This is a genomic window from Paraburkholderia sp. RHO2 (assembly GCF_050955445.1).
GTDB lineage: Bacteria > Actinomycetota > Actinomycetes > Mycobacteriales > Mycobacteriaceae > Prescottella > Prescottella agglutinans_A.
In genome coordinates this window covers 1,076,097-1,099,056 of the sequence record NZ_CP162617.1, presented here as the reverse complement: position 1 = coordinate 1,099,056, position 22,960 = coordinate 1,076,097, and the positions used below count along the sequence as shown (strand labels likewise).

The following is a 22,960-nucleotide window of genomic DNA, read 5'->3' as shown; positions in this document are numbered from 1 at the left end:
CTTCACACCCGTGCGACCCTTCGAGTTCCCGGTCGACAAGCTCCACGCCAAGGCCGTCAACGAGACGCTCTCGGACATCCGACGACTGCAGTGGTCGGCTGTGCTGATGGCCGTCGTCCTGGGCGCCGGCGCGGCGGGGCTGTTCTACCTCGCCCAGCCGTGGTCGTACATCCTCGGCGTCGTGCTGGCGCTGTTCGCGTTGACGTCGCTGTTCATGGTCGTGTGGACGCCCCGCAAGGTCGGCAGCATCGAGGATCTGTACGCCAAGGGCGACCTGGTGCCCGCGGTCGTCGCGGAGACCCATCCCCGCGGTTACACGCTGCTGGCGCTGGTGGACATCGCCAAGCCGGGTGTCACCGAACCGCACTACGCGTTGGCCACGCGCACCGTCCGGGCGCTGCCCGGCAAGGGGCACTCGGTGGGCAACAAGATTCCGTCGGTGTCGGTGTTGGGCGACCGCTCGTCCAACGCGGACGGCCCGACGTGGCAGATGGTCAGCTTCATGCCGATCTCGTGGGGCACCCGCGACAGCAAGGTGATCACGCAGGCGACCGCGAAGATCGGTGACGCCGAGTGGAATCTGCTGCGCAAGAACATCGCGATGGCGGAGAAGGTGCGCACGTCGGACAAGCAGTTCGTGCTGCTCGATCCGGCCGAGTTGCCCGACGAATTGCATTGACGGGATTCGTCGTGCCCGCGGGGGGCGACGACGGGTCGTCAGATCATCAGCGCCGCAAGGCCGATACCACCGATGGTGATCAGAGCAGTCAGGACCGCGAGGGACACCGACCCCATCAACACGAGCGCCGCGAAGGCAGGCACCGCTGCGACCACGAGTATGAGGGTGGACCAGCACAGCACTGTCCAGAGCGAGCTCGACCTACCAAGATCCAAGTCCTGCAACCCACTCGGCCGAATACTGCTGGGCATCGCCTGGGGAATCGACCCGTTCGTTCGGAGTTCCATTCCTGGTGACCTCCTGTTTGGGGTCGCCCCAGTCTCTCGCACTTCGACGGGTTTTGCATCCCCAGACCCCACTGGATCCGCATTGCCCGGTGTGCCCAGTTCGCGGTCGTGTTCGCGAATCGGACACCTCACCACAACGGCGCGACGCCCATGAGCGTGGCGAGCTGGGTGGCGATCGGGTTGAGGTTCAACGCATCCGGAGCCCGCTTGGGCGTGTCGTCCCACGGCTGCGGCACGGTGGGATCGGCGAGGGTCGCCCGTTCCGCGCTGCGGACGCCGGTGGGGTTGCCCTGCGGGACGAGGCAGCGAACGTCGGTGGCGAACGGGAAGTCGTCGCGGCTGTCGTCGAAGTTCGGGTCGCGCTGCTTCATCTCGTCGAGGCGTAGGGTTGGGGGGTCCGGTACGTGCTCTCTTGACGTCCTCCCGGCCGTGAACGACGGGGATTCCTCCTGCGGCGCTGTTCATCGCCGCTCCGGTGGGTTCCTGTTTCGCTGGGGCCAGCTTCCCGCTAGGTGGAAAGGCTGACAGCCCCTCCACAGGCGTTCAGCCTCTCCGCCCGTCCGGCGGCGAGGATGTTCATCGCTGCGTTGCGGTCCCGGTCGTGATGCGCCCCGCACAGGCACGTCCATTCCCGAACCGACACCGGTTTCGGCCCGTCGACCCGCCCGCAGGGCGAGCACATCTGGCTCGACGGGAAGAACCGGTTCACCTTCACCAGCGTCCGCCCGTACCGGGCGGCCTTCTCCTCCAGCATGCGAAGGAACATGCCCCACCCGGCATCGTGGACCGACGTCGCCAACCGTGTCCGCGCCAGCCCGGTCACGCACAAGTCCTCGACATACACCGCTTGGTTCTCGCGGATTACCGTCGTGGACTGCTTGTGCGCGAAGTCCCTGCGGGCTTTGGCCACTGCGGCGTGGGCCTTGGCGACATGCAGGCGCGCCTTGGCCCGGTTTGTTGCTGCCTTTCTCATTGCGGGACAGGGCTTGTTGGGCTTTGCGGAGTTTGCGTTCCGCGCGGCGCAGAAACTTCGGGGAATCGACGACCTTGCCGTTGGACAGGACAGCGAACGTCGTCAGGCCCAGGTCGATCCCCGCCTCCCGCTCGACCGGCGGCAGCGGTTCGGTGTCGACGAGCGCGACGAACGCACCGAGCTGCCTCCTGGCCAGCCGCGGACAAAATGTCCAGATGCTCGCCTTTCGCGTCACGCGGGGCCGCGGTGGCTATGCTGGCACGACAGCCTCGCCGATGACAGCGGCGGCACGGGAGACGAAACACGCTGCGACGGCGTGCACGGAGGACGGATGACCGGCAGGGGGCGCGACGGCAGCTCCGGTGCCGTTGCAGCGGAAAGCGATTCGGACTCGGATTCCGCGGCGCGGTCGAGCCGGGTCGCCAGGCGGCGCGACCGCCGCAAGTCGGAAATCGTCAGGACGGCGATCGGGGTCCTCGCCGTGAACGGCTACCAGGGCATGAACCTCGAGGACGTCGCAGAGAAGACGGACATCGCCAAGGCCACGCTCTACCACTATTTCCGGTCCAAGGACGAACTCGTCGCGGCGGCCCTCGAGGTCCTGACCGAGGAGGTGCTGACGCGACTCGCGCAGCGCGCGGCGGGGGTCGAGGACTCGACGGCCACCGTCCTGCTCGGCGCACTCGTCGACGAACAGGTCCGCATCCTCACCGAGACCGCCCCCGAGGTCGCCACCGTCTTCTCCTGGCCCCGCCCGTGGCCGCCGACGTTCCAGGAGTCCATGAAGGAAATGCGGCGCCGACACGACGCTGTCTTCCGCCGCGTCGTCGAGCGTGGCGTTTCCGACGGCGAGTTCACATGCCCGGACGTCGATGTCGCAATGCAGTGCCTGCACGGCATCCTGAACCAGTCGTCGGTCTGGATGCGCCCGGACGCGCACGCCGGCGACTTGGCGGACGTGCGCGCCGCCGTCGTCGCCTGCGCGCTCCGCCTGTTCGTCTAGGGCCGCGCGATGTGCGCCAACGGACGCACCTGTGCCACACCGAAGGAGACCCGATGAGCGACAGACATTTCGAGCTGACCGACGAAACGCACGACCACATCGGGCGCACCCTGCACCGCATCCGGGCCACGACGGCCCTCCCTCGACACGGAGTCGTCGAAGGTGATCTCGGCGGCTGGGTGGAGACCGCCGACAACCTGTCCGGCAACGCGTGGGTGTTCGACAACGCGTGGGTGTTCGGGAACGCGAAGGTGTCCGACGACGCGGAAGTCTCCGACAACGCGCAGGTGTCCGACGACGCGGAAGTCTCCGGCAACGCACAGGTGTCGGGCAACGCGGGAGTGTCCGGCGACGCGCGGGTGTCAGGCGACGCGGAGGTGTCCGGAAACGCCGAAGTGTCCGGAAGCGCAGAGGTGTCGGGAAACGCGAAGGTGTCGGGCGACGCACGGGTGTTCGGCAACGCGGAGGTGTCCGGCGACGCGGCCGTGTCGGGCAACGCGTGGGTGTCCGGCGGGGCCGTCGTCACCGAAGGCCAGGACATTCTGGTCGTCCACCCCATCGGTTCCGAGTCCGCCACCGCAACCCTCACCCGAACCCGGGACGGACACCAACTCTCGGTTTGGTGCTGGCGTGACCGCACGATCGACCAACTCGACGCCGAGGTCGAACGACGCTCCGAATCCTGGCGTGGTTCGCCGGCCGACCACGACCGGTGGCGCGCCGAGTACCGGGCGCTGCGGGCACTGTGCGAGGCACGGATCGCGGGATGGGAGACCCGATGACCGGCACGATCTCCACGCCGACGACTGCCGCCCCAATGTTCGACCCATCGGTCGAACATTGAAATTTCTGGTCGATCAGGCGTCCTGATGGTCGGCTTTTCGTGTTACCGTCCCGTCGGGACGGGCGCCGGACGCCCCCGGGACGAGCAGGAGGCGGCGAAATGGCCTACTTCAAGAGGGAGGGCGCCCACGCGTTCCACCCCACCAGCCACGTCAGTGGCGCGTGGAACGAGCAGGAGCAGCACATCGCCCCCGCCATCGGTCTGCTGACGCACATGGTCGAGCGCGACCGCGATCAGCGCCGCGACGACGGTCTCGTGATCGGGCGACTGTCCTACGACATCCTCGGCACGCTCCCGATGGACACGGTCGAGACGTCGGTGAGCGTCGTCCGGCCCGGCCGCACCATCGAACTGGTGGAGGCCACGCTGTCCCACGGCGACCGACCGGCCGTGCGGATGCGCGCCTGGCTGATGCAGCCGGGTGACACCGGCAGCTTGCAGGGGACGTCGTTCCCCCGAATCCCGCGGCCGGAAGAAATGTCGCCCTGGGACCCGACCGAGGTGTGGGCCGGGGGCTGCATCGCCACCATCGAGGTGCGTCGCGTCCAGGCCGAGCCGGGCCGGGCCACGTACTGGATCCGCACGCCGCTGCCGCTGGTCGACGGCGAGCAGGTCAGTGCCCTGGCCCGGGCAGCCGGCATGTTCGACTTCGCCAACGGGATGGCCGCACGAGCGAACCCGCGGGACGTCGCGTTCCCCAACATCGATCTCACGGCGCACCTGTTCACCGAGCCGTACGGGGAATGGCTCGGCTTCGACACCACCGTCTCGTTCGGGCCCACCGGGCTCGGTCTGACGAGCAGCGTCGTCCACGACGTGCACGGACCGATCGGGACGGTGAACCAGATCCTCACCGTGCGCCCCTGAGGTCTGCGCGCGGCGCGGACGACGAGCAGCCCCGGCGGTCCTAGGATCACACCATGGGCGTCGCGACATTGGCGGACTCGTTCGAAGCGCATCGCGGACACCTGCTGTCCGCTGCGTACCGGCTCACTGGCAGCGTGAGCGACGCCGAGGACGCCGTGCAGGAGGCGTGGCTGCGACTGGCTGACACCGATACCGACGCCATCCGCGACCTGCGGGCGTGGCTGACGACGGTCGTCGGACGCATCTGCCTCGACCGACTGCGGTCCGCGACCGTCCGGCGCGAGCGCTACGTCGGGCAGTGGCTCCCCGAGCCGATCGTGACGGACCTGACGCCGTCGAGGGCGCCCGATCCACTGGAATCGGTTGTCCGGCACGAGGACAACCGCATGGCGGCGCTGGTCGTCCTCGACACGCTCTCCCCCGACCAGCGCGTCGCCTTCGTCCTGCACGACGGCTTCGCGGTCCCGTTCGACGAGATCGCGGACGTCCTGTCGGTGAGCGTCCCGAGTGCCCGGCAACTCGCGTCCCGCGCCCGACGCGCGGTGGCCGATGCACCGCCACCGGTCCCGGAGGCCGAGCACACCGAGGCCGTCACGCGACTGGTGACGGCGCTGGCCAGCGGCGACCTCGACGCGGTGATTGCCGCGCTGCACCCGGATGCGGTCACGATCGGCGACGCCAACGGCACCACCCGCACCGCGGTCAACGTCATCACCGGCGCCGACCACTCGGCCCGGTTCTTCCTCGGCCTGGCCCGCAAGTACGGCGTGGAGACGTTCCTCGCGGCTACCCCGGTGCTCGTCAACGGCCGACTCGGCTTCCTCAGCCACGGTTCCCCCGGCGACGCGACCCACCCCGGTTTCCCGGGGCGGGTCACCGCGTTCACCGTCCGCGACGGCCGCGTGTGGGCGGCCTACGACATCGCCAATCCCGAAAAGCTCTGCGGGATCAGGCTTTCCGCTCCGCCTCCGTAGTCGTGTCCCACGGCACCCGGCACGCGTCGCCCGAGTTGAATCCCTGTTCGTGGATGCCGAGCGCCGTGTACATCCGCGACCGCATGTTCTCGAGCGCGATCTGATAGGTCAGTTCGACGACGCCGTCGCGGCCGAAGCGCCGCTCGAGGTCGGCCACCTGCTCGTCGGTCGCGGTGGTCGGTGTCTCGGTCATCGCATCGGCGTACGCGATCGCGGCGCGCTCGTCGTCGCTGTAGAGCGGCGACGTGTCGTACTCGCCGATGTGCTTCAGCCGATCGATGTCGAGCCCCTCGAGGCGCAACAGCATGGACCCGAAGTCGACGCACCAGGAGCACCCGATGGTCCACGCGACCCGGTACACGGCAATGTCGCGGACATTGGGCGGCAATACCGTCGACGCCCTCTCGGCCCCCAACTCCTGGCCCGCGGCAACGGTGAACAGCTTGCGATGGTTCGCGAGCACCGCGAACGGCTCAGGGACCTCGCCGTACCGCCGACGCGCGAACCAGTATCCGGCCTTCACCAGCGGGCCGGCCTCCTGCGGGGTCACCGAACGAATGCGAGCCATGACGTCCTCCGTTCTCGGTCGGCACGCCGTCCGCGCGCCGTCTACCCATGGGACGAGACAGCAGCGGGAAACGTGACAAGGCCGGATGCAGCCGAATTCCGGGGACACCGACGCCCCCGCTACGCTGGACAAATGCCCGCCGCGCCACACTCCCGTACGGTCTCGCGACTGCAACCGTTCGCGTCGACGATCTTCGCCGAGATGACGGCGCTCGCCACCGAGCACGGCGCGATCAATCTGGGCCAGGGATACCCCGACACCGACGGTCCGGCGTCGATGCTCGAGGCCGCGCGGCGGGCCATCGCCGATGGCCTCAACCAGTACCCGCCCGGCCCCGGCATGCCGGTCCTGCGCCACGCGATCGCCGCCGACCGCGCCGCGCGGTACGGGATCGTCCACGATCCGGACCGGGAGGTGCTCGTCACCGTCGGCGCGACGGAGGCCATCAGCGCCGCGATCCTCGGACTCGTCGAACCGGGCGACGAGGTGGTGCTCGTCGAGCCGTACTACGACTCGTACGCGGCGGCGGTCGCGCTGGCGGGCGCGACCCGACGGTCCGTACCGATGGTGCGTGACGGCGACCGGTACGCGCTCGACCTCGACGCCCTGCGCGCCGCGGTCACCCCGAGGACACGGATGCTCGTGGTCAATTCACCGCACAACCCGACCGGGACGGTACTTACCGATGCGGAGCTGAACGCGGTGGCCGAGTTGGCCTGCGAGCGTGATCTGTTGGTCCTCAGCGACGAGGTGTACGAGCATCTCGTGTTCGACGGCCGCGCGCACACCCCGATGGCGTCGCTGCCCGGCATGTACGAACGCACGGTCACCGTGTCGAGCGCCGCGAAGACGTTCAACGTCACCGGCTGGAAGACCGGCTGGGCCTGTGGCCCGGCCGAACTGGTCGACGCCGTCCGCGCGGCCAAGCAGTTCATGTCGTTCGTGGCGGGTGGGCCGTTCCAGCCGGCCGTGGCGCACGCGCTCGAGCACGAGCAGGCGTGGGTGGCCGAGATGCGGAACGATTTGCAGCGCAAGCGCGACCAGCTCGCCGGGGCGCTGCGCGACGCCGGGTTCGGCGTGTACTCCGGCGGCGGCACGTACTTCCTGTGCGCCGACATCACCACGCTGGGCACCCGCGACGGTGTCGAGTTCTGTCGGACGCTGCCCGCGCGTATCGGGGTGGCCGCGGTTCCGGTCAGCGTGTTCACCGACCATCCCGACAAGTGGAATCATTTGGTGCGCTTCGCTTTCTGCAAGCGTGACGAGGTGCTAACGGAGGCCGCGGCGAGGCTGCGCCGACTGGAGGTGTCCGGGTGAGCCGGGCGACGATCCCAGCGGACTTCCTTCGCCGCGCTCTCCGTCTCGCCGAGACAGCCGGCGCCGACCTGACGACGACGCTCGAGGCGTCGGGCATCGACGTCGCCACGTTGGACGACCCCCGGGCCCGGCTGACCCCGGAACAGGTCACCGTCTTCACCCAGGCCACCTGGCACCTGACAGACGACGAACTGTTCGGACTCGGCACGGCACCCGTCCCCCGCGGGACGTTCCGGCTGATCTGTCTGTCGCTGATCCACCGCCCGGACCTCGGCAGCGCACTGGAGCGGATGGCGGACGTGACGCGCGCGCTGCCGGTCCCGCCGCTCACACTCGTCCCCGGCGACGACTCGACCCGCCTCGAGGTGCGGGTGGACGTGCGCGACGACAACTACGCACCGGAGTTCGTCGACGAGGCGTTCCGACTCGTCACCGACTTCGAACTGATCCTGCTGCACCGGTTCGCGGCCTGGCTCGTGGGTCGACGGGTGAAGCTGCGGTCGGTGCTGATCCCCTACCCGGAACCGGAGCCGCGGTTCGCGAAGCACTACGACGCAATCTTCGGGGTTCCGGTGACGTTCGGCGCCCCGGCGGCGTCGCTCGAGTTCGACAACGCGATCCTGCGGGCACCGATCATCCAGGACGAGCAGAGCCTGGCCGAGTACCTGCGGGAGTCTCCCAATCTCCTTCTCTCCGAACGAGACTACGACAGCACCGCCTCCGCACAGGTGCGTCGGGTTCTCGAGATGGGTGTCCGGGGTCGCACCTGCACCGCGGAGGAGATCGCGGAGATGCTCTCGATCAGCGTGCCGCACCTGCGCCGCCTGCTCCGACAGGAGGGGACGTCGCTCAACAACCTGCGCGAGGAGGTCCTGCGCGATGCCGCGACGGCCGCGCTGCGCCGGGGCGAACCGGTCGACGAGTTGTCGACCCGGCTGGGCTTCTCCGAACCCAGCGCGTTCCGTCGGGCGTTCAAACGGTGGACCGGCGCCACCCCGGGCGCCTATCGCTAGGACGCCCCACAGGTGGTGGCGTTGCTTCGGGGGCGGCCGCGTGCACGCTTGCGGGCAACGACGACCCCGCGCTGGAAGATCTCGCCGCCCCACACACCCCACGGCTCACACCGATCGAGCGCCTCGCTCAGGCACCGGGATCTGATCGCGCACCCGCCGCAGAGTTGCTTGGCCCGTTCGAGGTCGAACGGAGCGTGCGAGAACCACAGATCCGGGTCGCCGCCGATCCGGCAGGGCAATCCCCGACCCGCCGCATCGACACGGGCCCGCCCCATGGGAAGAGAACAGTTGCCGTGACGTGTTCGGAACGCGGCGGCGGACGCGCCGCGCTCGACTCCCCTGTGACCCGCAACGGTGCTCATGGCTACGTGCTCCTCCTCGATCGGTGGCACGGCGGAATCCGCGCCCTCGATACAGACCGGGATGGAGCGCGGAATTCATCGCGCGCGTCGACGGAGGCGCCGGAGCACGGGGACGGGCTACGCCACGGCCGCCGGCGCGACGGCCGCCAGGCCCGCGAACACCTTCGCGAAGGACGCGAGCGACGCCTCCACCTCGTCCACTCGCCCGTCGGCCAGCCAACCGAGGATGAGCCCGTCGATGGCGGTGGTGACCATGCGGCTGAGCACCGGGATCGGCACCGTCCACTCGACACCGGCCGTCTCCGCGAGGCGCACGAGAAATGTTCCGGTGGAGGCGAAGTACTCCCGGTACTGCCACTCCGCGATATCACTGCGGTCGGGCGCACGCAGCGCCCCGACCGTGAGTTCGTAGAACACCAACTGCTTCTCCGGCTGGCGGCTCACCGTCTCCCACAACCCCATGAGCCCCCTGAACAGTGACTCCTCGACGTCGGCCCCCGGCTTCAGGTTCCCCACCGCGGTCTCCACCACGCCCGCCACCACCTCACGGGTGAGTTCCCGGAGCAACTCCTCCTTGGAACTGAAGCAGTAGTGGAACACGCTCTGCTGCACGCCCGCCTCCGCACAGATGGCTCGCGTACTCGCCGCGGCCAACCCGACGTCCGCCGTCACTCGAATCGCGGCATCGATGAGTTCCCTACGCCGCTGTTGCGCCGAAACGTATGGCATCGCAACCTTTCCCGAACAGTCCCGAAGGCATGGATGATGTGGAACGCTTCGTCGGCAGCGTAGTGCCGGAACCTGGCCGAGACCAGGATTGAACTCAGTGAGTGGACAGGCCGCGGATTCACCCTTGTTTCCAAGTCGGTCGGTTGACACACTTCATCGCGAAGGCCGACCGGTGGAAGGAACGAGGATCATGGGGAACAAGGGACTGGACGCGGCGCTCGAGTCGGTCGTCCGCGCTGCGGCCACCGTCGCCGGATCGCTTCCCGCAGCGCTCAAGCGCGCGCTCGCCGGCCGGCCGATCCGCAGCGACGGCCAGGTGCTGGACGCCGAGGTCCAGCTGATGCTCAAGATGCTGGCGCTGTTGCCGGATTCCGACTTCGAACAACTGCCGCTGGAGCGGTCCCGCGCACAGATCGATATGGAGTCGCGGCTCGTCAGCGGCCGTCCCATCCCGATGGCGTCCGTCGAGACGCTCTCGATCCCGGGTCCCGCCGGGCCGATCCCCGCCCGCATGTTCCGGCCCCGAGGACTTCCCACTTCCGCGCCGCTGCTCGTCTACTTCCACGGCGGCGGGTTCGTGCTCGGCAGCCTGGACAGCCACGACAGCGTGTGCCGGTTCCTCGCCCGGCACGCGGACGTTGCGGTGCTCGCCGTCGACTACCGACTCGCACCCGAGCACGCCTTCCCCGCGGCCGTCGACGACGGGTCGCGGCGTTCCGATTCGCGGTCGACAACGCGGACACGCTCGGCATCGATCCCGACCGGGTGGCCGTCGCCGGCGACAGCGCGGGCGGCAATCTCGCCGCCGTCGTGGCCCAGCTCACCCGCGACGGCGGACCTCGTCCCGCGTTCCAGATGCTGTTCTTCCCGTGGCTGGACCTGACCGCCAAGCGCCGGTCCTACACGCTGTTCAGCGACGGGTTCTTCCTCACTGAGGCCCAGATCGATTGGTACACAAAGCACTACGCCCCGTCCGCGAGCGATCGGACCGATCCCCGGGCGTCACCCATTCTCACCGGGGATCTGAGCGGACTGCCGCCCGCATACATCGCCCTCGCCGGGTTCGACGTTCTGCGCGACGAGGGCGTCGAGTACGCCGAGCGGCTGCGCGCGGCCGGTGTCCCGACGACGCTGCGAGTCCACCGCGGACTCGTCCACGCCTTCGTCAATCTCACCGGCTACGGGCACGCCGGCACCGATGCACTGCTCGAGGCCGCGGGGGCGCTACGCGTCGGGCTGGCGTTCGCCCACCGCGCCGTCGAGTGATCCCGGTCAGGACACGCAGAACTCGTTGCCCTCGGGGTCGGTCATGGTGATCCAGATGCTGGGCCCCTGCTGCCCGCGGTGCAGGATCGACGCCCCGACCTCGACCAGTTCGGCGGCCACGTCCTCGCGCCGATCCCCCACCCGGACGTCGAAGTGCAGCCGGTTCTTGGTGGACTTGCCCTCCGGCACCAGTTGGAACAGCACGCGCGGGCGTTGCGGATGCTCGGGGTCCCGGATGGCCGCTCCCTCGCGCCAGACGAGCGTGCCCTCGAACACGGTAGTGTCCGATTCCCGCGCGTGTCCGGCCGCGACGAGGCCCCGAATGAACTCCTCGTCGCTGGGCTCGACCTGCCAGCCCAGCGTGTTCGCCCACCACTTGGCCTGTTCGTGCGGGTCCTTCGCGTCAACGGTGATCTGAATTTCGTATCCCATGCGCCGACGCTACTGCCGGGCACCGACAGGTGCCCGGCAGCCCGGCCCTAGCGCCGCCGCTCGGCGACCGCTGCGGCGAGACGATCGAGCGTCTCCGCGGTGGTGTTCCAGTCGATGCACGCGTCGGTGATCGACTGCCCGTAGGTGAGCTCGTCGGCGTGCCCCAGCGTCAGATCCTGGCGTCCGGCCTCGATGAAGCTCTCGAGCATGATGCCGACGACGCTCCGGTCGCCGGCCGCGATGCGCTCGGCGATGTCGGCCGCGACGTCGACCTGCTTGTTGTGGTCCTTGCGGCTGTTGCCGTGGCTGGCGTCGATGACGACACGCTCAGGCAGGCCCGACTTGCGCAGCCGCGCCATCGTGTCGGCGACGGTCTCGGCGTCGTAGTTCGGGCCGTCGGTGCCGCCGCGCAGGATGACGTGGCAGTCCGGGTTGCCGACCGTGTGGATCAGTGCGGCCTGACCCTCGAGGTCGGTGCCAGGGAACACGTGGCTCGCCGCGGCGGCGCGGGTGCCGTCGACCGCCACCTGGATGTCGCCCTCGGTGGAGTTCTTGATGCCGACCGGCATGGACAGCGCGCTGCACAGCTGACGGTGCACCTGGCTGGCGGCGGTGCGGGCACCGATCGCGCCGTAGGTGACCAGGTCGGCGATGTACTGCGGGATGATCGGGTCGAGGAACTCGCAGCCCACCGGCAGACCCAGGCGGGAAATGTCGAGCAGCAGCTTGCGGCCCATCCGCAGACCGGTGTTGATGTCGTACGTGCCGTCCAGGTGCGGGTCGTTGAGCAGGCCCTTCCACCCCAGCGTGGTGCGCGGCTTCTCGAAGTAGACGCGCATGACGATCTGCAGGTCGTCGCGCAGTTCCTCGGCCTTCGCGGCGAGCCGATGGGCGTAGTCCATCGCGGCCTCGGGGTCGTGCACCGAGCACGGGCCGACCACGACGACGAGGCGGTCGTCGTCGCCGTTCAGGATGTTGACGGTGTCGGCGCGACCCGAACGCACGGTCGCGGCCGCAACCTCGTCGGGGGTGTGCTCGGTGCGCACGACGGACGGCGCGACGAGCGGACTGATACTGACCGTGCGCTGATCGTCGAGGCGCTGGTCATTGGCGATAACGGTCATCTGGGTTCGGTTTCCTGTTCTCAGGCCGACCCTCGAAGACTGAAGAATCCCAGTGAGCCGGTCTGTCATCCGGCTCTAGGGTGGAAGATTGTCAGCGCGTGGTTACGCCGACCGACCCACCCAGGGCCGGCCTGCTAAACCAGAAATAGGTAGCTGACACGCGCTCCAGGGTAACGGGTCTCTTCCCGGAGCGCACCACCTCCCCCTCCGACGAGACGACGATCACAGTCGCGGCGCTCCCGCGGTGGGTCTCGCCGCACACGGCAGAACGAGGACGGGGAAGCCGTCCTCGTTCTGCTGTCGGTCGATTCCGTGGTCAGGGCAGGAAGACCATCCTGCCGATGCTCTTTCCGTCGCCGAGCCGTCCCACCGCGTCCGCGACGTCCTCGAGCGCGAGCCGTTCGCTGATCAGCGGCTTGATCTCGCCCGCGTCGGCCATTCGGGTCAGCTCGTCGTGGCAGTCGTAGATCGCCTGCTGGTTGTATCGCTTGTAGAGGCCCCAGTGCAGTCCGATGATCGAGTAGTTCTTGATCAACGCGTGATTGAGGCCGGGTGTCGGGATCGTTCCGCTCGCGAAGCCGATGGTGAGGATCCGCCCCTCGAACGCGATGCACTTGGTCGATTTCGCGTACGCGTCGCCGCCCACCGGGTCGTAGACGACGTCGGCGCCGCGACCGTTCGTGTAGTCGTTGACGACGGCCGCGAAGTCCTCACTACGCCGATCGACAACCAGGTCGGCACCCAGCTGACGGCAGTACTCGGCCTTGTCCGCGCCGCCGACGACGCCGATCACCTTGGCCCCCGCAGCCTTGCCGAGCTGGACGGCGGTGCTGCCCACACCACCGGCGGCCGCGTGGACCAGGAGCGTCTCCCCCGGCTGCAACTGCGTGCGGCGGTGGAGGGCGAACCAGCTCGTCTGATAGCCGATGCTCAGCGCGGACGCCTCGGCGTCGTCCAACGATGCCGGGGCCGGGTAGGCGTTCTCCTCGGCCATCACCGTCAGTTCGGCGAAGGCGCCGTCGGGCAGTTCCGGGTTGCCGACCACACGGTCGCCGACCGCGAACCGGGTGACGCCGGCGCCGACTGCGACGACCTCGCCGCACAGTTCGACACCCGGCGTGAACGGCAGCGGCGGCTTGATCTGGTACTCACCGCGGCAGAGCAACACGTCCGGGAAGTTCGCCGGCACGGCCAGCACCTTCACCAGCAGCTGACCCGGACCTGCGGTCGGGTCCGCGACGTTCTCGAGGCGGAGGACATCCCTCGGCTCCCCGAGTTCATTTACGCGCCATGCCCTCATAGTGTCTCAGTCCTTTCTCGAAAAGTTGTTGCGCGGCTGCATCGTTCGACGACCACTCAGATGCCGGCCTCGTCGGCTACCCGAGCGGCGGACCGAACCAACGCATCGATGGCTTCCACGGTGGGTGTTCCGTCCGCGGCCCTGTTCTGCGGCTCGTCCATGGCCCGGCGCATGACGCCTTCGGCGATGACCGCAACCTTCCACAGCCCCAAGGCGTGCCAGTACTTCAAGGCCGCGGGATCTCGGCCGGTTTCCTCGAGGTACACCGACGCCAGCTCGTCCCGGCTCGGGAATCCCTCCAGTGCAGTGGCGGCGAAGTCGCCCACGGTGTCTTCGCCGGCCTCGGGCCAGTACGCGAGCATGCTGCCCATGTCCGCCAACGGATCTCCCAGGGTGGACAGCTCCCAGTCGAGCACCGCGGCGACGTCGCCGGTCGTGTGGGACGTGATGACGTTGCGTAGGTGGAAGTCGCCGTGCACGAGCGACACCTCGTGCTGTTCCGGCATCGCCGACGTCAAGCGCTTCGTAAGCGCGTCGAGCTCGGGAAGCTCACGGGTCTTGGACTGTTCCCACTGCCGACTCCACCGTTTGAGCTGACGCGCCGCGTACGGCTTGTGGCTGGCCAGGTCGATCAGACCGCTCCGATTCAGGTCGACCGCGTGGATCTTCGCCAGGGTCCGCGGCAGCGAAAGGCCGATCTCCCGGCGACGTTCCGGCGTGAGCGACTCCGCAACGGGCATCCGGTCCACCACGAGTCCGTCGACGAACTCCATCAGCAGCAGCGTGACGTCGGTGTGCCGGAGGTCCTGCGTCAACCCGTACACCCGCGGCACCGGCACCTCGGTGTCAGCCAGCGCGGTCAGGATGCGCGCCTCGCGAGCCACGTCGTGCGCCGATGCCAACAGGTGTCCCAGCGGCGGCCGGCGCAGCACCCACCGTCGCCGGTCCTCATCGGTGACCAGATAGGTCAGGTTCGACTGCCCCAGGCCGATCCGGTCGAAGTTCAGGGCACCGGAGACCTCGACGCCGAGCGATCGAATCCACGACGTCGCTGCGGTCCGGTCCACCCCGACCGGCTGTTCCGTGCCCGCAGTCCTGTCCTCGACCTCAGGCACGAGTCTCGTCCCCGACTCGGGCCGCGACCGGCGCTCGGTCGCGGTACTTGCGCAACTCCTGTCGGGCGATCGTGCGCTTGTGCACTTCGTCCGGACCGTCGGCGAGACGGAGGGCGCGCTGGTGCGCCCACGCCATCGCCAGGGGGAAGTCGTCGGTGATACCACCGCCGCCGTGCACCTGGATGGCCCGATCGAGCACCTCGAGCGCAATGTTGGGGGCCGCCACCTTGATCGCCGCGATCTCCGTGAGGGCGTGCTTGTTCCCCACCGTGTCCATCAGGTGGGCGGTCTTGAGCGTGAGCAGTCGAGCCATCTCGATCTTGATGCGCGACTCGGCGATCCAGTCCTGAATATTGCTGTGGTCGCTGATCGGCTTGCCGAAGGCGATTCGCGACGTGGCCCGTTGGCACATCAGTTCCAGCGCGCGCTCGGCCACTCCGATCGAGCGCATGGAGTGGTGGATGCGTCCGGGTCCGAGTCGAGCTTGGCTGATCGCGAAGCCCTCACCCTCACCGACGAGTACGTCCGTCGCCGGCACTCGGACATTCTCGAAGTCGATCTCGGCGTGGCCGTCACGGTCCTGGTACCCGAACACCGGCAGGCCCCGCATCACGGTGACGCCGGGCGCATCGATGGGCACGACCATCATCGACTGCTGGCGGTGCGGCGCCGCAGTGGGATCGGTCTTGCCCATGACGATCATGACCTTGCAGTCCCGATGCAAGGCGTTGGAGGCGAACCACTTCCGCCCGTTGAGGACGTACTCGTCGCCGTCCCGCTTCATCGACAGCTCGATGTTGGTGGCGTCGGAACTCGCGACCCGTGGCTCGGTCATCGCGAAGGCGGATGCCATGGTCCCGGCGAGCAGGGGTTCGAGGTACTTCTTGTGATGCTCCGCGGTACCGAACTGCGTGAGCACCTCCATATTGCCGGTGTCGGGTGCGTTGCAGTTGAACACCTCCGGAGCGAAGTGGCACCGGCCCATGATCTCGGCGAGCGGCGCGTACTCGAGGTTGCTCAGGCCCGGACCCCACTGCGGATCCGGATGGAAGAGATTCCACAGTCCGCGAGCGCGGGCGAGTTCCTTCAACTCGTCCATGATCGGCGGCTGGAAGTTGGGGTCGCCGGACGCACGCATCTGCTCTTCGTATACCGCCTCGGCGGGATAGATGTGCGAGTCCATGAACTCCAGCAGATCGGCATGGTACTGCTTTGCCCGATCCGTCATCTCGAAAAGGACCACGGGACAGTCTCCTTGACTCGTGAGGGTGATCGATCAGCGATCGTCGTGATTCGGGTGCGATCCGCTCAGCGCAGCGAGCTTCCGGAGGCTTGCCGGGTAGCAGCGCCGCCCGACCAGGAGGACCACGATGGCAGCGCCGTAGACGAACGGCGCCACCTGCAGCGCTCCCAGCAGTCCGATCCGGTCGGCAAGCATGCCGACCGCGAAGGGACCCAATGCCATTCCGACAATGCTGTATGCGAGGGTGAGCGTGCCGAAGCCGGATGCACGCAACGATGGGTGGGTGAGGTTCGCGACCATTGCGGATGCCGCCCCGGACGAGCCGGCGGCGAAGAACGCTCCGACACCGAGCAGGATCATCTGCGGTGTTCCGGGTGCCACTTGGAATCCCGCGATCAGAGCAACCGCGGACACGGCACAGTAGACCATGGCCGTCGTCCATTTCGCCGCCGGACGGTGCCGGCTGACCCGGTCGGTGATCATTCCGCAGCAGATCATCCCGACTGCGATCAGCAGCGAGTAGATCGCCGCCGTCGCGCCGGCCCTGCCCAGATCCATGTCGTGGTAGCGGTTGAAATAGCTCGGCAGCCAAGCCAGGAGGACCCCCGCGACCAGCATCTGCAGCCCACCGACCAGGTAGGCGCAGACGACGGACGGAGTGGCGAAGAGAGTCCGCAGCGGCGCCTTGTACCCGTCCGGTGCGTCGTCTGCCGATTCCTCGGCGACACCGTCCATGCGGTGCTGAGCCATCCGCTTCTCCGTGACGACGGCAGAGAACATCGCCGCGAGCAGCAGGCCGAGCACGGCCATGGCCGCGAACGCCCACCGCCAGCCGAGATGGAGGGCCACGTAGCCGCCGAGGGCCACGCCGATTACCGAGCCGAAGGACCCGGCCGCCTGGAACGCGCCACTCAGCGTCGCTCGCATGTGCGGCGCGAAGACGCTGAGCAACACCGCGAGACCGACGCTGCCGTAGGCGGCCTCGCCCACCCCGACGAGGAACCGCGCGCCCAGCATCTGACCGTAGCTGGTCGCCACCGCCGACAGCAGTGTCGCAAGGCTCCAGACGACCGCCATCAGAACCACGCTCTTGAGCCGGCCCCATCGGTCAGCCAGGACGGACAACGGCAGTGTCAGCAGTCCGACCATCAGTGCCACGGCGCTGTTGAGCGACGCGAGGCGCGTATCGGACAGGTCCCACTCGGACTTGAGCATCGGGAAGACCGCGCTCAAGACCTGTCTGGACATGTAGTCCGACAGCATCAACGCGAACACCATGGCGAACACGACCCACGGGAAAATCCGCGATGGGCTGGAACCGGCGCGGGACGAGCTGTCTTGCCCCACGGTAGAGCGCAGTGTCACAGGCTTCTCCTATCGGCGCGAGCTTTCGTTTCTACCGCTCCGAGACGGAGATCAACGGCTGTCCGAGTCCGACGTTGTCGCCCTCCTCCACGTGCAGGGCCACGACCGTTCCCGCCTCCCCGTGGATCACCGGGATCTCCATCTTCATGGATTCGAGGATCATGAGCGGCTCGTCCGGCTCGACGGGGTCACCTACGGCGACCAGGATCTTCCACACGTTGGCGGCGAGGTCGGATTGAATCGTCTCTGGCATGTTCGTCACGCTCCTGCTGCAACTTTCGAGCCTTCACGGCTGTTGATGACTGTCACGATGGTGGTGTCGTACTCGCCTGCGACGAACTCGTCCGCCCGGACGAGCTTCCGCAGAAACGCAAGGTTCGTCACGATTCCGCCTATTTCGAATTCGTCGAGCGCCCTCTGCGCCAATGTGATCGCCTCGGTCCGATCGGACGCCGTGACGATCAGTTTGGCGATCATCGGATCGAAGTGCGGAGTGACGATGTCTCCGGGGCCGTACCCGCTGTCGACTCGAATGCCGGGTCCGGACGGGGGCTGCCACTGCTCGATCGTTCCCGGCGCGGGGAAGAACCGAACCGGATCCTCGGCGCACACACGGAATTCGATCGAGTGCCCGCGAGGGGTGGTATTCAGGTCGGCCGTCGTGCTGCCCGTGGCCGCGATACTCAACTGCTGCTCGACGAGGTCGACGTCGTAGGTCAGTTCGGTGACGGGGTGTTCGACCTGAATCCGGGTGTTCATCTCGAGGAAGACGAAGTCGCCCGTGCTCGTGTCCAACAAGAACTCGACCGTGCCTGCGTTCCGGTAACCGACCGCCTCGGCGGCACGGACTGCGGCCTCGCTCAGGCGCGTGCGCACCGTTGCATCGAGGTGTGGAGCGGGGCATTCCTCGGCAACCTTCTGGTGGCGGCGCTGCACCGAGCAGTCCCGCTCGCCCAGCGCGACCACCCGGCCGTCGGCCAGGCCCAGGACCTGAACCTCGACGTGGCGCGCGGAGGCCACGTACTTCTCGAGGAAGACCTTCCCGGATCCGAAGCTGCGTTCGGCCATCGACTGCGTGCCGGCGAACATCTTGCGCAACTGCTCCGCGTCGTGCGCGACGACCATGCCGATACCGCCTCCGCCGGCGGCCGCCTTGAGCATGACGGGGAATCCGATGGCCTCGGCCTGGAGGATCGCGTCGTCGACGGACGAGAGCGCGTCGGCGGTACCGCCGCTGACCGGAACCCCTGCGGCAGAGACCGCGTGCCGGGCCCTGACCTTGTCCCCCATGACGTCGATGACGTCGGGACTGGGACCGATCCACAGCAAGCCGGCGTCGCTCACGGCCTGGGCGAATTGCGCGTTCTCGGCGAGGAATCCGTAGCCGGGATGGATCGCGGACACACCCGCGGCCAGTGCCGCCTCGATGATCCGCGCGCCGTCGAGGTAGGTCTCGAGCGGCTTCGCTCCCTTGAGACAGATGGCCCGGTCCGCCTCCCTGACGAAGGGAAGCTCACCGTCGACCGGGTGGTAGACGGCGACCGCCTCCACGCCGAGTCGGCGAGCGGTCTTGATGATTCTGCGGGCGATCTCGCCGCGATTGGCGATCAGCACGCTGGTCGGATACTGCGTCATGTCGTCACCTCAGTAGCTGGTGGGCCAGTTGCTCAGCAGGTGTTCGCCGACGCCGTTCGTACGGTGCCGGAAGTTCGAACGAAGAGCATGGAGAATGAAGTCGCGCGTGTCCGTCGGGTCGATCACCTCGTGGACGCCGTACACACGTGCGATGTCGTACGCGGTCGACTCGCGGGCCATCTCGTCGTACCGGGCCTGGAAGGTCTCGGGATCCGAATCGGCGTCGACTCCGTACACCACGCCGACCGCCGACCGCGGATCCATGAAGCTGACCTGCGAGGTCCACCATGCGGCGACCGCGTCGGCCGTCTCCGACCCACCCATGTTCACGAACGCCTGGCCGTAGTTCTTGCGCAGCATCACGGTGACCTTGGGGACGGTCACGAGGGAGAGTGCGTTCATCCAGTTGATGACCTTGCCGGCGATCTTGTTCCGCTCGGCCTCGAGGCCGATCAGGAACCCGGGCTGGTCGACCAGGAACAGGATCGGAATGTTGTACGAATCGCACAACACCAGGAAGCTCGTCGCCTTGTCGCACGCATCGGCGTCGATCGCGCCGCCCTTGAACATCGGGTTGTTCGCGATCACGCCGACCGTCTGGCCACCGAAACGGGTGAGGCCGGTGATGAGACTCTTCCCGTACTGCGACTTCAGCTCGAAGAGGCTGTCGTCGTCCGCGATACAGCGGATGACCTTCCGCATGTCGTAGACCTTCGACGGCGATTCCGGGACGAGGTCCCGGAGTTCCGCCGTTCGCGATCCCGAGCCCTCGGGAACCGGGGCGAGCGGCGGTGCCTCCTGGTTGTTGGACGGCAGGTAGGACAGGAACTTCCGGACCAACGCAATGGCTTCCTCGTCGGTGTCCGCGACCGCGTCGGCGATGCCGGTGATCTGCGCGTGGGTCTTCCACCCGCCGAGGTCCTGCCCGTCCACCTCTTGGCCGGTCGCCCGGCTGACGAGGCCCGGGCTCGAGACGGCCATGACGGCGCCCTTGCGGAAGACCACGAAGTCCGACGACACCGAATGCCACGCGGCCGAGCCGAATGCGTACCCGAACACGGCCGAAACCCACGGACTCTCACGTCGTCTCAGGAACCGGGTGCGGTCGTTTCCGCCACCCATGCCCATGCCGCCCATCACGTCCGGCATCCGCACGCCGGTCGACTCCGCCAGGTAGACGGCGGGCACCCCGGTGCGCAGCGCGAGGTCCTTCATGTGCTGCATCTTCTTGTTGCTCACCGAGCTGCTGGAGGCGCCCTTGACCGTGAAGTCGTAGGCGATGACTGCAGCGCCACGGCCCGAGATGTCGCCGGTACCGGTGATTTTGCCGTCCGCGGGCGTGCGGTCGTGATCGGCGGGAACCGCCGACGTGGCGAACAGCCCCGTCTCGCGGAACGTGCCCTCGTCGAAGAGCAGCGCGACCCGTTCGCGAGCATTCAGGTGGCCGGCGTCGGCACGCTGCTTCAGCTTCTTCGGTCCGCCCATCGCCAGCGCGGCGTTCCGGCGCTCGGCATGTCGTTCCTCGAGGGTGGACGACGGTGCACCCACACTGTCAATCGTCATTTGGTGTTGCCCTTTCCGGCCGATGCGATAGGCATCCGAGCGTTGTTGCGTGTCTACTTCGCGTCCGCGAGGCGTCGGTGCTGCAGCAGAGCCCGCGCTGCGCATGCGGCGTCCTCGAGTTCGCGGTATGTCGGGATTCCTGCCGACCTCGCACGCATCTCGTACTGCGTGATCTGCTCGTCCGTATCGGCCTTGCCGTCGGACTTGAGGACCAGGATGTGGTGGCATCGACGTGCGGCCGCGTCCCGGGCCCGCACGATCGCGTCGATGATCGCGGCCGGCACGTCTCCGTGCGTCGCGGCGAGATTTCTGACGATGATGCCGACGTTGAAGTGGGAAATCATCACCGACGGGGTGCTGTGAGCGAGGATGGTGCCCACGATCTTCTCCGCGATCGCACCGCCCTCGACGGCCAGCGTTCCTGCCGGCGCGTCGACGGGGTTCGCCAGCCCGTTACCGGGAGGCAGTCCGAGGCCGTTGAGTTCGTCGATCGCGACCTGCGGCAACGGCGGTGTGGCCAGCCCGACCCGATCGAGCGTATCGGCAGCCAGCACACTTGCGCCCCCGCCGTTTCCGAAGAGCACCACGTCGCCGGCCGTCTCGGTCACCGACGGATCGGCCATGTCGAAGACGTGGAGCACATTCACGAACTCGTTGAGCGTGTCGACGAGGACGACACCGGCCTGCCTGGCGAGCGCGGGCCACAGCCGGTGGTTGCCGCTGAGCGCCCCGGTGTGACTGGTCGCCGCGCGGGCACCGTCGGCCGTGCGTCCACCGGCCAGCAGCACGACCGGCTTGTCGACGTCGCTGCCGTTCAGCACGTCGAGGATTTCCCTTCCTGCGGCGAGAGACTCGAGGTACAGACCGATGACCTTCGTCTCCGGATCGTTCAGGAAGAACTCGACCAGCTCCGCCGCCGACACGTCGGCACCGTTTCCGATGCTGATCACACTGCGGTACCCGACACCTCGAGCCTCGCCCAGCCGCAGGATGTCGACGCTCAGTCCGCCGCTCTGCGACACGACCGAGACCGAGCCGGGAACTGCCGGGGCCTCCGGAACGAAGGACAGTCGTCCCGACGTGGAATGCGTCCCGAGGCAGTTCGGGCCGATCACCCGTGTTCCCGCCTCACGGGCGGTGGCGACGAGCTCGCGTTCGAGCTCCACACCCTCGTGCGTTTCTCCGAACCCGCTCGACACGACTTGCGCGAAGGCGACTCGGCCGCGGCCTTCGGCGAGCGACGACGCGACCGCAGCAGCGGGGAGGGCGACATACGCATAGTCGACGTCGCAGTCGAGGTCCGCGAGAGACGGGATCGCGGGCAAGCCCTCGACGGTCTCGGCACTCGGATGGACCGGAATGATCCGTCCCTCGAATCCGAACTGACGGAGGTTGCGGATGAAGAGGTTTCCGCCGTTCGATCCGCGGCCGCTCGCACCCAGCACCGCCACAGCCCGAGGCTCGAGCAGGCGATCGAATCCCCTGCCGTACTGCGTATCTCCTCCTGCCGCCGACACATCGGGGAGGTCGCCGACGGTCGCCGGAGGCACCTGGGTCAGGACGAAGCGGGCGTCGACGGCCGCCGCGCCCCGAGAGGACACGATGATCGGGTTCAGGTCGATCTCGACCACCTCGTCGGGCATCGCTTCCAGGAGCCCGCCAGGCCCGGCCATGGCATGCACGACGTCCACCAGGGCTTCGATGTCGGCGCGTTCGCCGCCCCGAGCGCCCTCGAGGAGAGCCCGTCCACGCAACTCCGAGAGCATGGTGCGGATCTGATGACGCGAGAGCGGCGCAAGCCCGAAGGACACGTCCTCGAGAAGCTCGACGAAGACACCGCCGAGCCCCACCATGACGGCCCAGCCGACGCCCTCGGTGCGAACGGCGCCGAGGACGACCTCGGAGCCCTTCGGCGCCATTTCCTCGACCAGGAATCCCGTCGTCGCGTGGCCGAGCTCGGCCAGTCGACGCCGCATGTCCTCGGCGGCGGCGACAAGTTCGTGGTTGTGCAGTCCCAGTCGAACGCCGCCGGCGTCCGACTTGTGAACGAGCGTCGGCGACACCGCTTTCAGTACGAGCGGAGGATGCAGATCCGACGGCACGGACTCGACGTCCTCAACGCTCTCGCCCCGCGGAACATTTACTCCGAACTGCCGCAGGATGTACTTCGCCGTTGCCTCGGGAAGTACCACGCCACCCGCTGCGCGAGTCTCACCGATCGCCGTCAGGATCTGCACGGCGACGGAAGTTGATTGCATCGAATCGACTGACAAGGAGGGCTCCCCTGCTCGATAGACATGG

Annotated in this window: 22 protein-coding genes and 2 pseudogenes; 8 read left to right on the top strand and 16 right to left on the bottom strand. The window is 67.9% G+C overall.

The features are described 5' to 3' along the window. The first annotated feature begins 10 nt into the window (after positions 1 to 10). Entirely contained in the window at positions 11 to 679 is a 669-nt protein-coding gene (locus ABTV10_RS04995; protein WP_499032962.1) for a DUF3239 domain-containing protein, read from the top strand. Between the two features lie 415 nt (positions 680 to 1,094). On the opposite strand, the gene ABTV10_RS04990 is transcribed toward ABTV10_RS04995, so the two are convergent. From ABTV10_RS04990 to ABTV10_RS04980, 3 genes and pseudogenes are all read right to left on the bottom strand, one after another. Next, positions 1,095 to 1,337 (bottom strand): hypothetical protein, encoded by a 243-nt coding sequence (locus ABTV10_RS04990; protein ID WP_499032959.1) that lies wholly within the window; start codon positions 1,335 to 1,337, stop codon positions 1,095 to 1,097. A gap of 137 nt (positions 1,338 to 1,474) precedes the next feature. Then, complete coding sequence (locus tag ABTV10_RS04985) at positions 1,475 to 1,939, bottom strand: RNA-guided endonuclease InsQ/TnpB family protein (RefSeq protein WP_499032958.1); 465 nt, start codon at positions 1,937 to 1,939, stop codon at positions 1,475 to 1,477. Between the two features lie 97 nt (positions 1,940 to 2,036). Continuing rightward, positions 2,037 to 2,174, bottom strand: a pseudogene (locus tag ABTV10_RS04980) (hypothetical protein); the annotation flags it as partial. A gap of 96 nt (positions 2,175 to 2,270) precedes the next feature. On the opposite strand from ABTV10_RS04980, the gene ABTV10_RS04975 reads away from it, so the two are divergent. From ABTV10_RS04975 to ABTV10_RS04960, 4 genes are all read left to right on the top strand, one after another. Continuing rightward, the gene (locus tag ABTV10_RS04975; protein WP_499035132.1) at positions 2,271 to 2,942 is read left to right on the top strand and encodes a TetR/AcrR family transcriptional regulator; all 672 of its coding nucleotides are present in this window, start codon (positions 2,271 to 2,273) and stop codon (positions 2,940 to 2,942) included. A 53-nt stretch (positions 2,943 to 2,995) separates the two neighbouring features. Then, positions 2,996 to 3,724: a bactofilin family protein gene (locus ABTV10_RS04970; RefSeq protein ID WP_499032956.1), complete on the top strand. Its 729-nt coding sequence runs from the start codon at positions 2,996 to 2,998 to the stop codon at positions 3,722 to 3,724. 161 nt (positions 3,725 to 3,885) lie between these two features. Continuing rightward, positions 3,886 to 4,653, top strand: a complete 768-nt coding sequence (locus ABTV10_RS04965; protein WP_499032954.1) for a thioesterase family protein — start codon at positions 3,886 to 3,888, stop codon at positions 4,651 to 4,653. A gap of 53 nt (positions 4,654 to 4,706) precedes the next feature. After that, a complete protein-coding gene (locus ABTV10_RS04960) occupies positions 4,707 to 5,627 on the top strand; it encodes a sigma-70 family RNA polymerase sigma factor (RefSeq protein WP_499032952.1) in 921 nt (306 codons plus the stop codon). On the opposite strand, the gene ABTV10_RS04955 is transcribed toward ABTV10_RS04960, so the two are convergent. Next, entirely contained in the window at positions 5,602 to 6,195 is a 594-nt protein-coding gene (locus ABTV10_RS04955) for a carboxymuconolactone decarboxylase family protein (RefSeq protein WP_499032951.1), read from the bottom strand. The two genes, ABTV10_RS04960 and ABTV10_RS04955, sit on opposite strands and share 26 nt — an antisense overlap. 132 nt (positions 6,196 to 6,327) lie before the next feature. On the opposite strand from ABTV10_RS04955, the gene ABTV10_RS04950 reads away from it, so the two are divergent. Both ABTV10_RS04950 and ABTV10_RS04945 read left to right on the top strand, forming a co-directional pair. Beyond that, positions 6,328 to 7,512, top strand: coding sequence for a pyridoxal phosphate-dependent aminotransferase (locus ABTV10_RS04950; RefSeq protein ID WP_499032950.1), 1,185 nt, complete (start codon positions 6,328 to 6,330; stop codon positions 7,510 to 7,512). Next, a complete protein-coding gene (locus ABTV10_RS04945; protein ID WP_499032948.1) occupies positions 7,509 to 8,525 on the top strand; it encodes an AraC family transcriptional regulator in 1,017 nt (338 codons plus the stop codon). Before ABTV10_RS04950 ends, ABTV10_RS04945 begins: the two co-directional genes overlap by 4 nt. Here ABTV10_RS04945 and ABTV10_RS04940 read toward each other — a convergent pair. Then, a complete protein-coding gene (locus tag ABTV10_RS04940) occupies positions 8,522 to 8,887 on the bottom strand; it encodes a WhiB family transcriptional regulator (protein WP_499032946.1) in 366 nt (121 codons plus the stop codon). The genes ABTV10_RS04945 and ABTV10_RS04940 overlap by 4 nt on opposite strands. 117 nt (positions 8,888 to 9,004) lie before the next feature. Then, a complete protein-coding gene (locus ABTV10_RS04935; protein WP_499032945.1) occupies positions 9,005 to 9,616 on the bottom strand; it encodes a TetR/AcrR family transcriptional regulator in 612 nt (203 codons plus the stop codon). 190 nt (positions 9,617 to 9,806) lie between these two features. Here ABTV10_RS04935 and ABTV10_RS04930 point away from each other — a divergent pair. Beyond that, positions 9,807 to 10,882, top strand: a pseudogene (locus ABTV10_RS04930) (alpha/beta hydrolase). Positions 10,883 to 10,888: 6 nt separating this feature from the next. On the opposite strand, the gene ABTV10_RS04925 reads toward ABTV10_RS04930, so the two are convergent. The 10 genes from ABTV10_RS04925 to ABTV10_RS04880 form a co-directional block, all read right to left on the bottom strand. Then, on the bottom strand, positions 10,889 to 11,314 hold the full coding sequence (locus tag ABTV10_RS04925) for a VOC family protein (protein WP_433610313.1): 426 nt from the start codon (positions 11,312 to 11,314) through the stop codon (positions 10,889 to 10,891). 47 nt (positions 11,315 to 11,361) lie between these two features. After that, positions 11,362 to 12,438, bottom strand: a complete 1,077-nt coding sequence (locus tag ABTV10_RS04920) for a 3-deoxy-7-phosphoheptulonate synthase (protein WP_433610311.1) — start codon at positions 12,436 to 12,438, stop codon at positions 11,362 to 11,364. Between the two features lie 316 nt (positions 12,439 to 12,754). After that, on the bottom strand, positions 12,755 to 13,738 hold the full coding sequence (locus ABTV10_RS04915; protein WP_499032944.1) for an NADPH:quinone oxidoreductase family protein: 984 nt from the start codon (positions 13,736 to 13,738) through the stop codon (positions 12,755 to 12,757). A gap of 56 nt (positions 13,739 to 13,794) precedes the next feature. Further along, on the bottom strand, positions 13,795 to 14,853 hold the full coding sequence (locus tag ABTV10_RS04910; RefSeq protein WP_499032942.1) for a phosphotransferase family protein: 1,059 nt from the start codon (positions 14,851 to 14,853) through the stop codon (positions 13,795 to 13,797). After that, positions 14,846 to 16,081 carry an acyl-CoA dehydrogenase family protein gene (locus ABTV10_RS04905; RefSeq protein WP_499035131.1) on the bottom strand — a complete coding sequence of 412 codons (1,236 nt, stop codon included), beginning with the start codon at positions 16,079 to 16,081 and terminating at the stop codon, positions 14,846 to 14,848. The genes ABTV10_RS04910 and ABTV10_RS04905 overlap by 8 nt, the downstream gene beginning before the upstream one ends. Before the next feature lie 48 nt (positions 16,082 to 16,129). Next, complete coding sequence (locus tag ABTV10_RS04900; protein ID WP_499035130.1) at positions 16,130 to 17,455, bottom strand: MFS transporter; 1,326 nt, start codon at positions 17,453 to 17,455, stop codon at positions 16,130 to 16,132. A 37-nt stretch (positions 17,456 to 17,492) separates the two neighbouring features. After that, entirely contained in the window at positions 17,493 to 17,714 is a 222-nt protein-coding gene (locus tag ABTV10_RS04895) for an acyl-CoA carboxylase biotin carboxyl carrier protein subunit (protein ID WP_499032941.1), read from the bottom strand. 5 nt (positions 17,715 to 17,719) lie between these two features. Further along, entirely contained in the window at positions 17,720 to 19,096 is a 1,377-nt protein-coding gene (locus ABTV10_RS04890; protein ID WP_499032940.1) for an acetyl-CoA carboxylase biotin carboxylase subunit, read from the bottom strand. A gap of 9 nt (positions 19,097 to 19,105) precedes the next feature. Next, positions 19,106 to 20,659: an acyl-CoA carboxylase subunit beta gene (locus tag ABTV10_RS04885; protein WP_499032939.1), complete on the bottom strand. Its 1,554-nt coding sequence runs from the start codon at positions 20,657 to 20,659 to the stop codon at positions 19,106 to 19,108. A gap of 53 nt (positions 20,660 to 20,712) precedes the next feature. Beyond that, the gene (locus ABTV10_RS04880) at positions 20,713 to 22,917 is read right to left on the bottom strand and encodes an acetate--CoA ligase family protein (RefSeq protein ID WP_499032937.1); all 2,205 of its coding nucleotides are present in this window, start codon (positions 22,915 to 22,917) and stop codon (positions 20,713 to 20,715) included. Between the last annotated feature and the right edge of the window lie 43 nt (positions 22,918 to 22,960).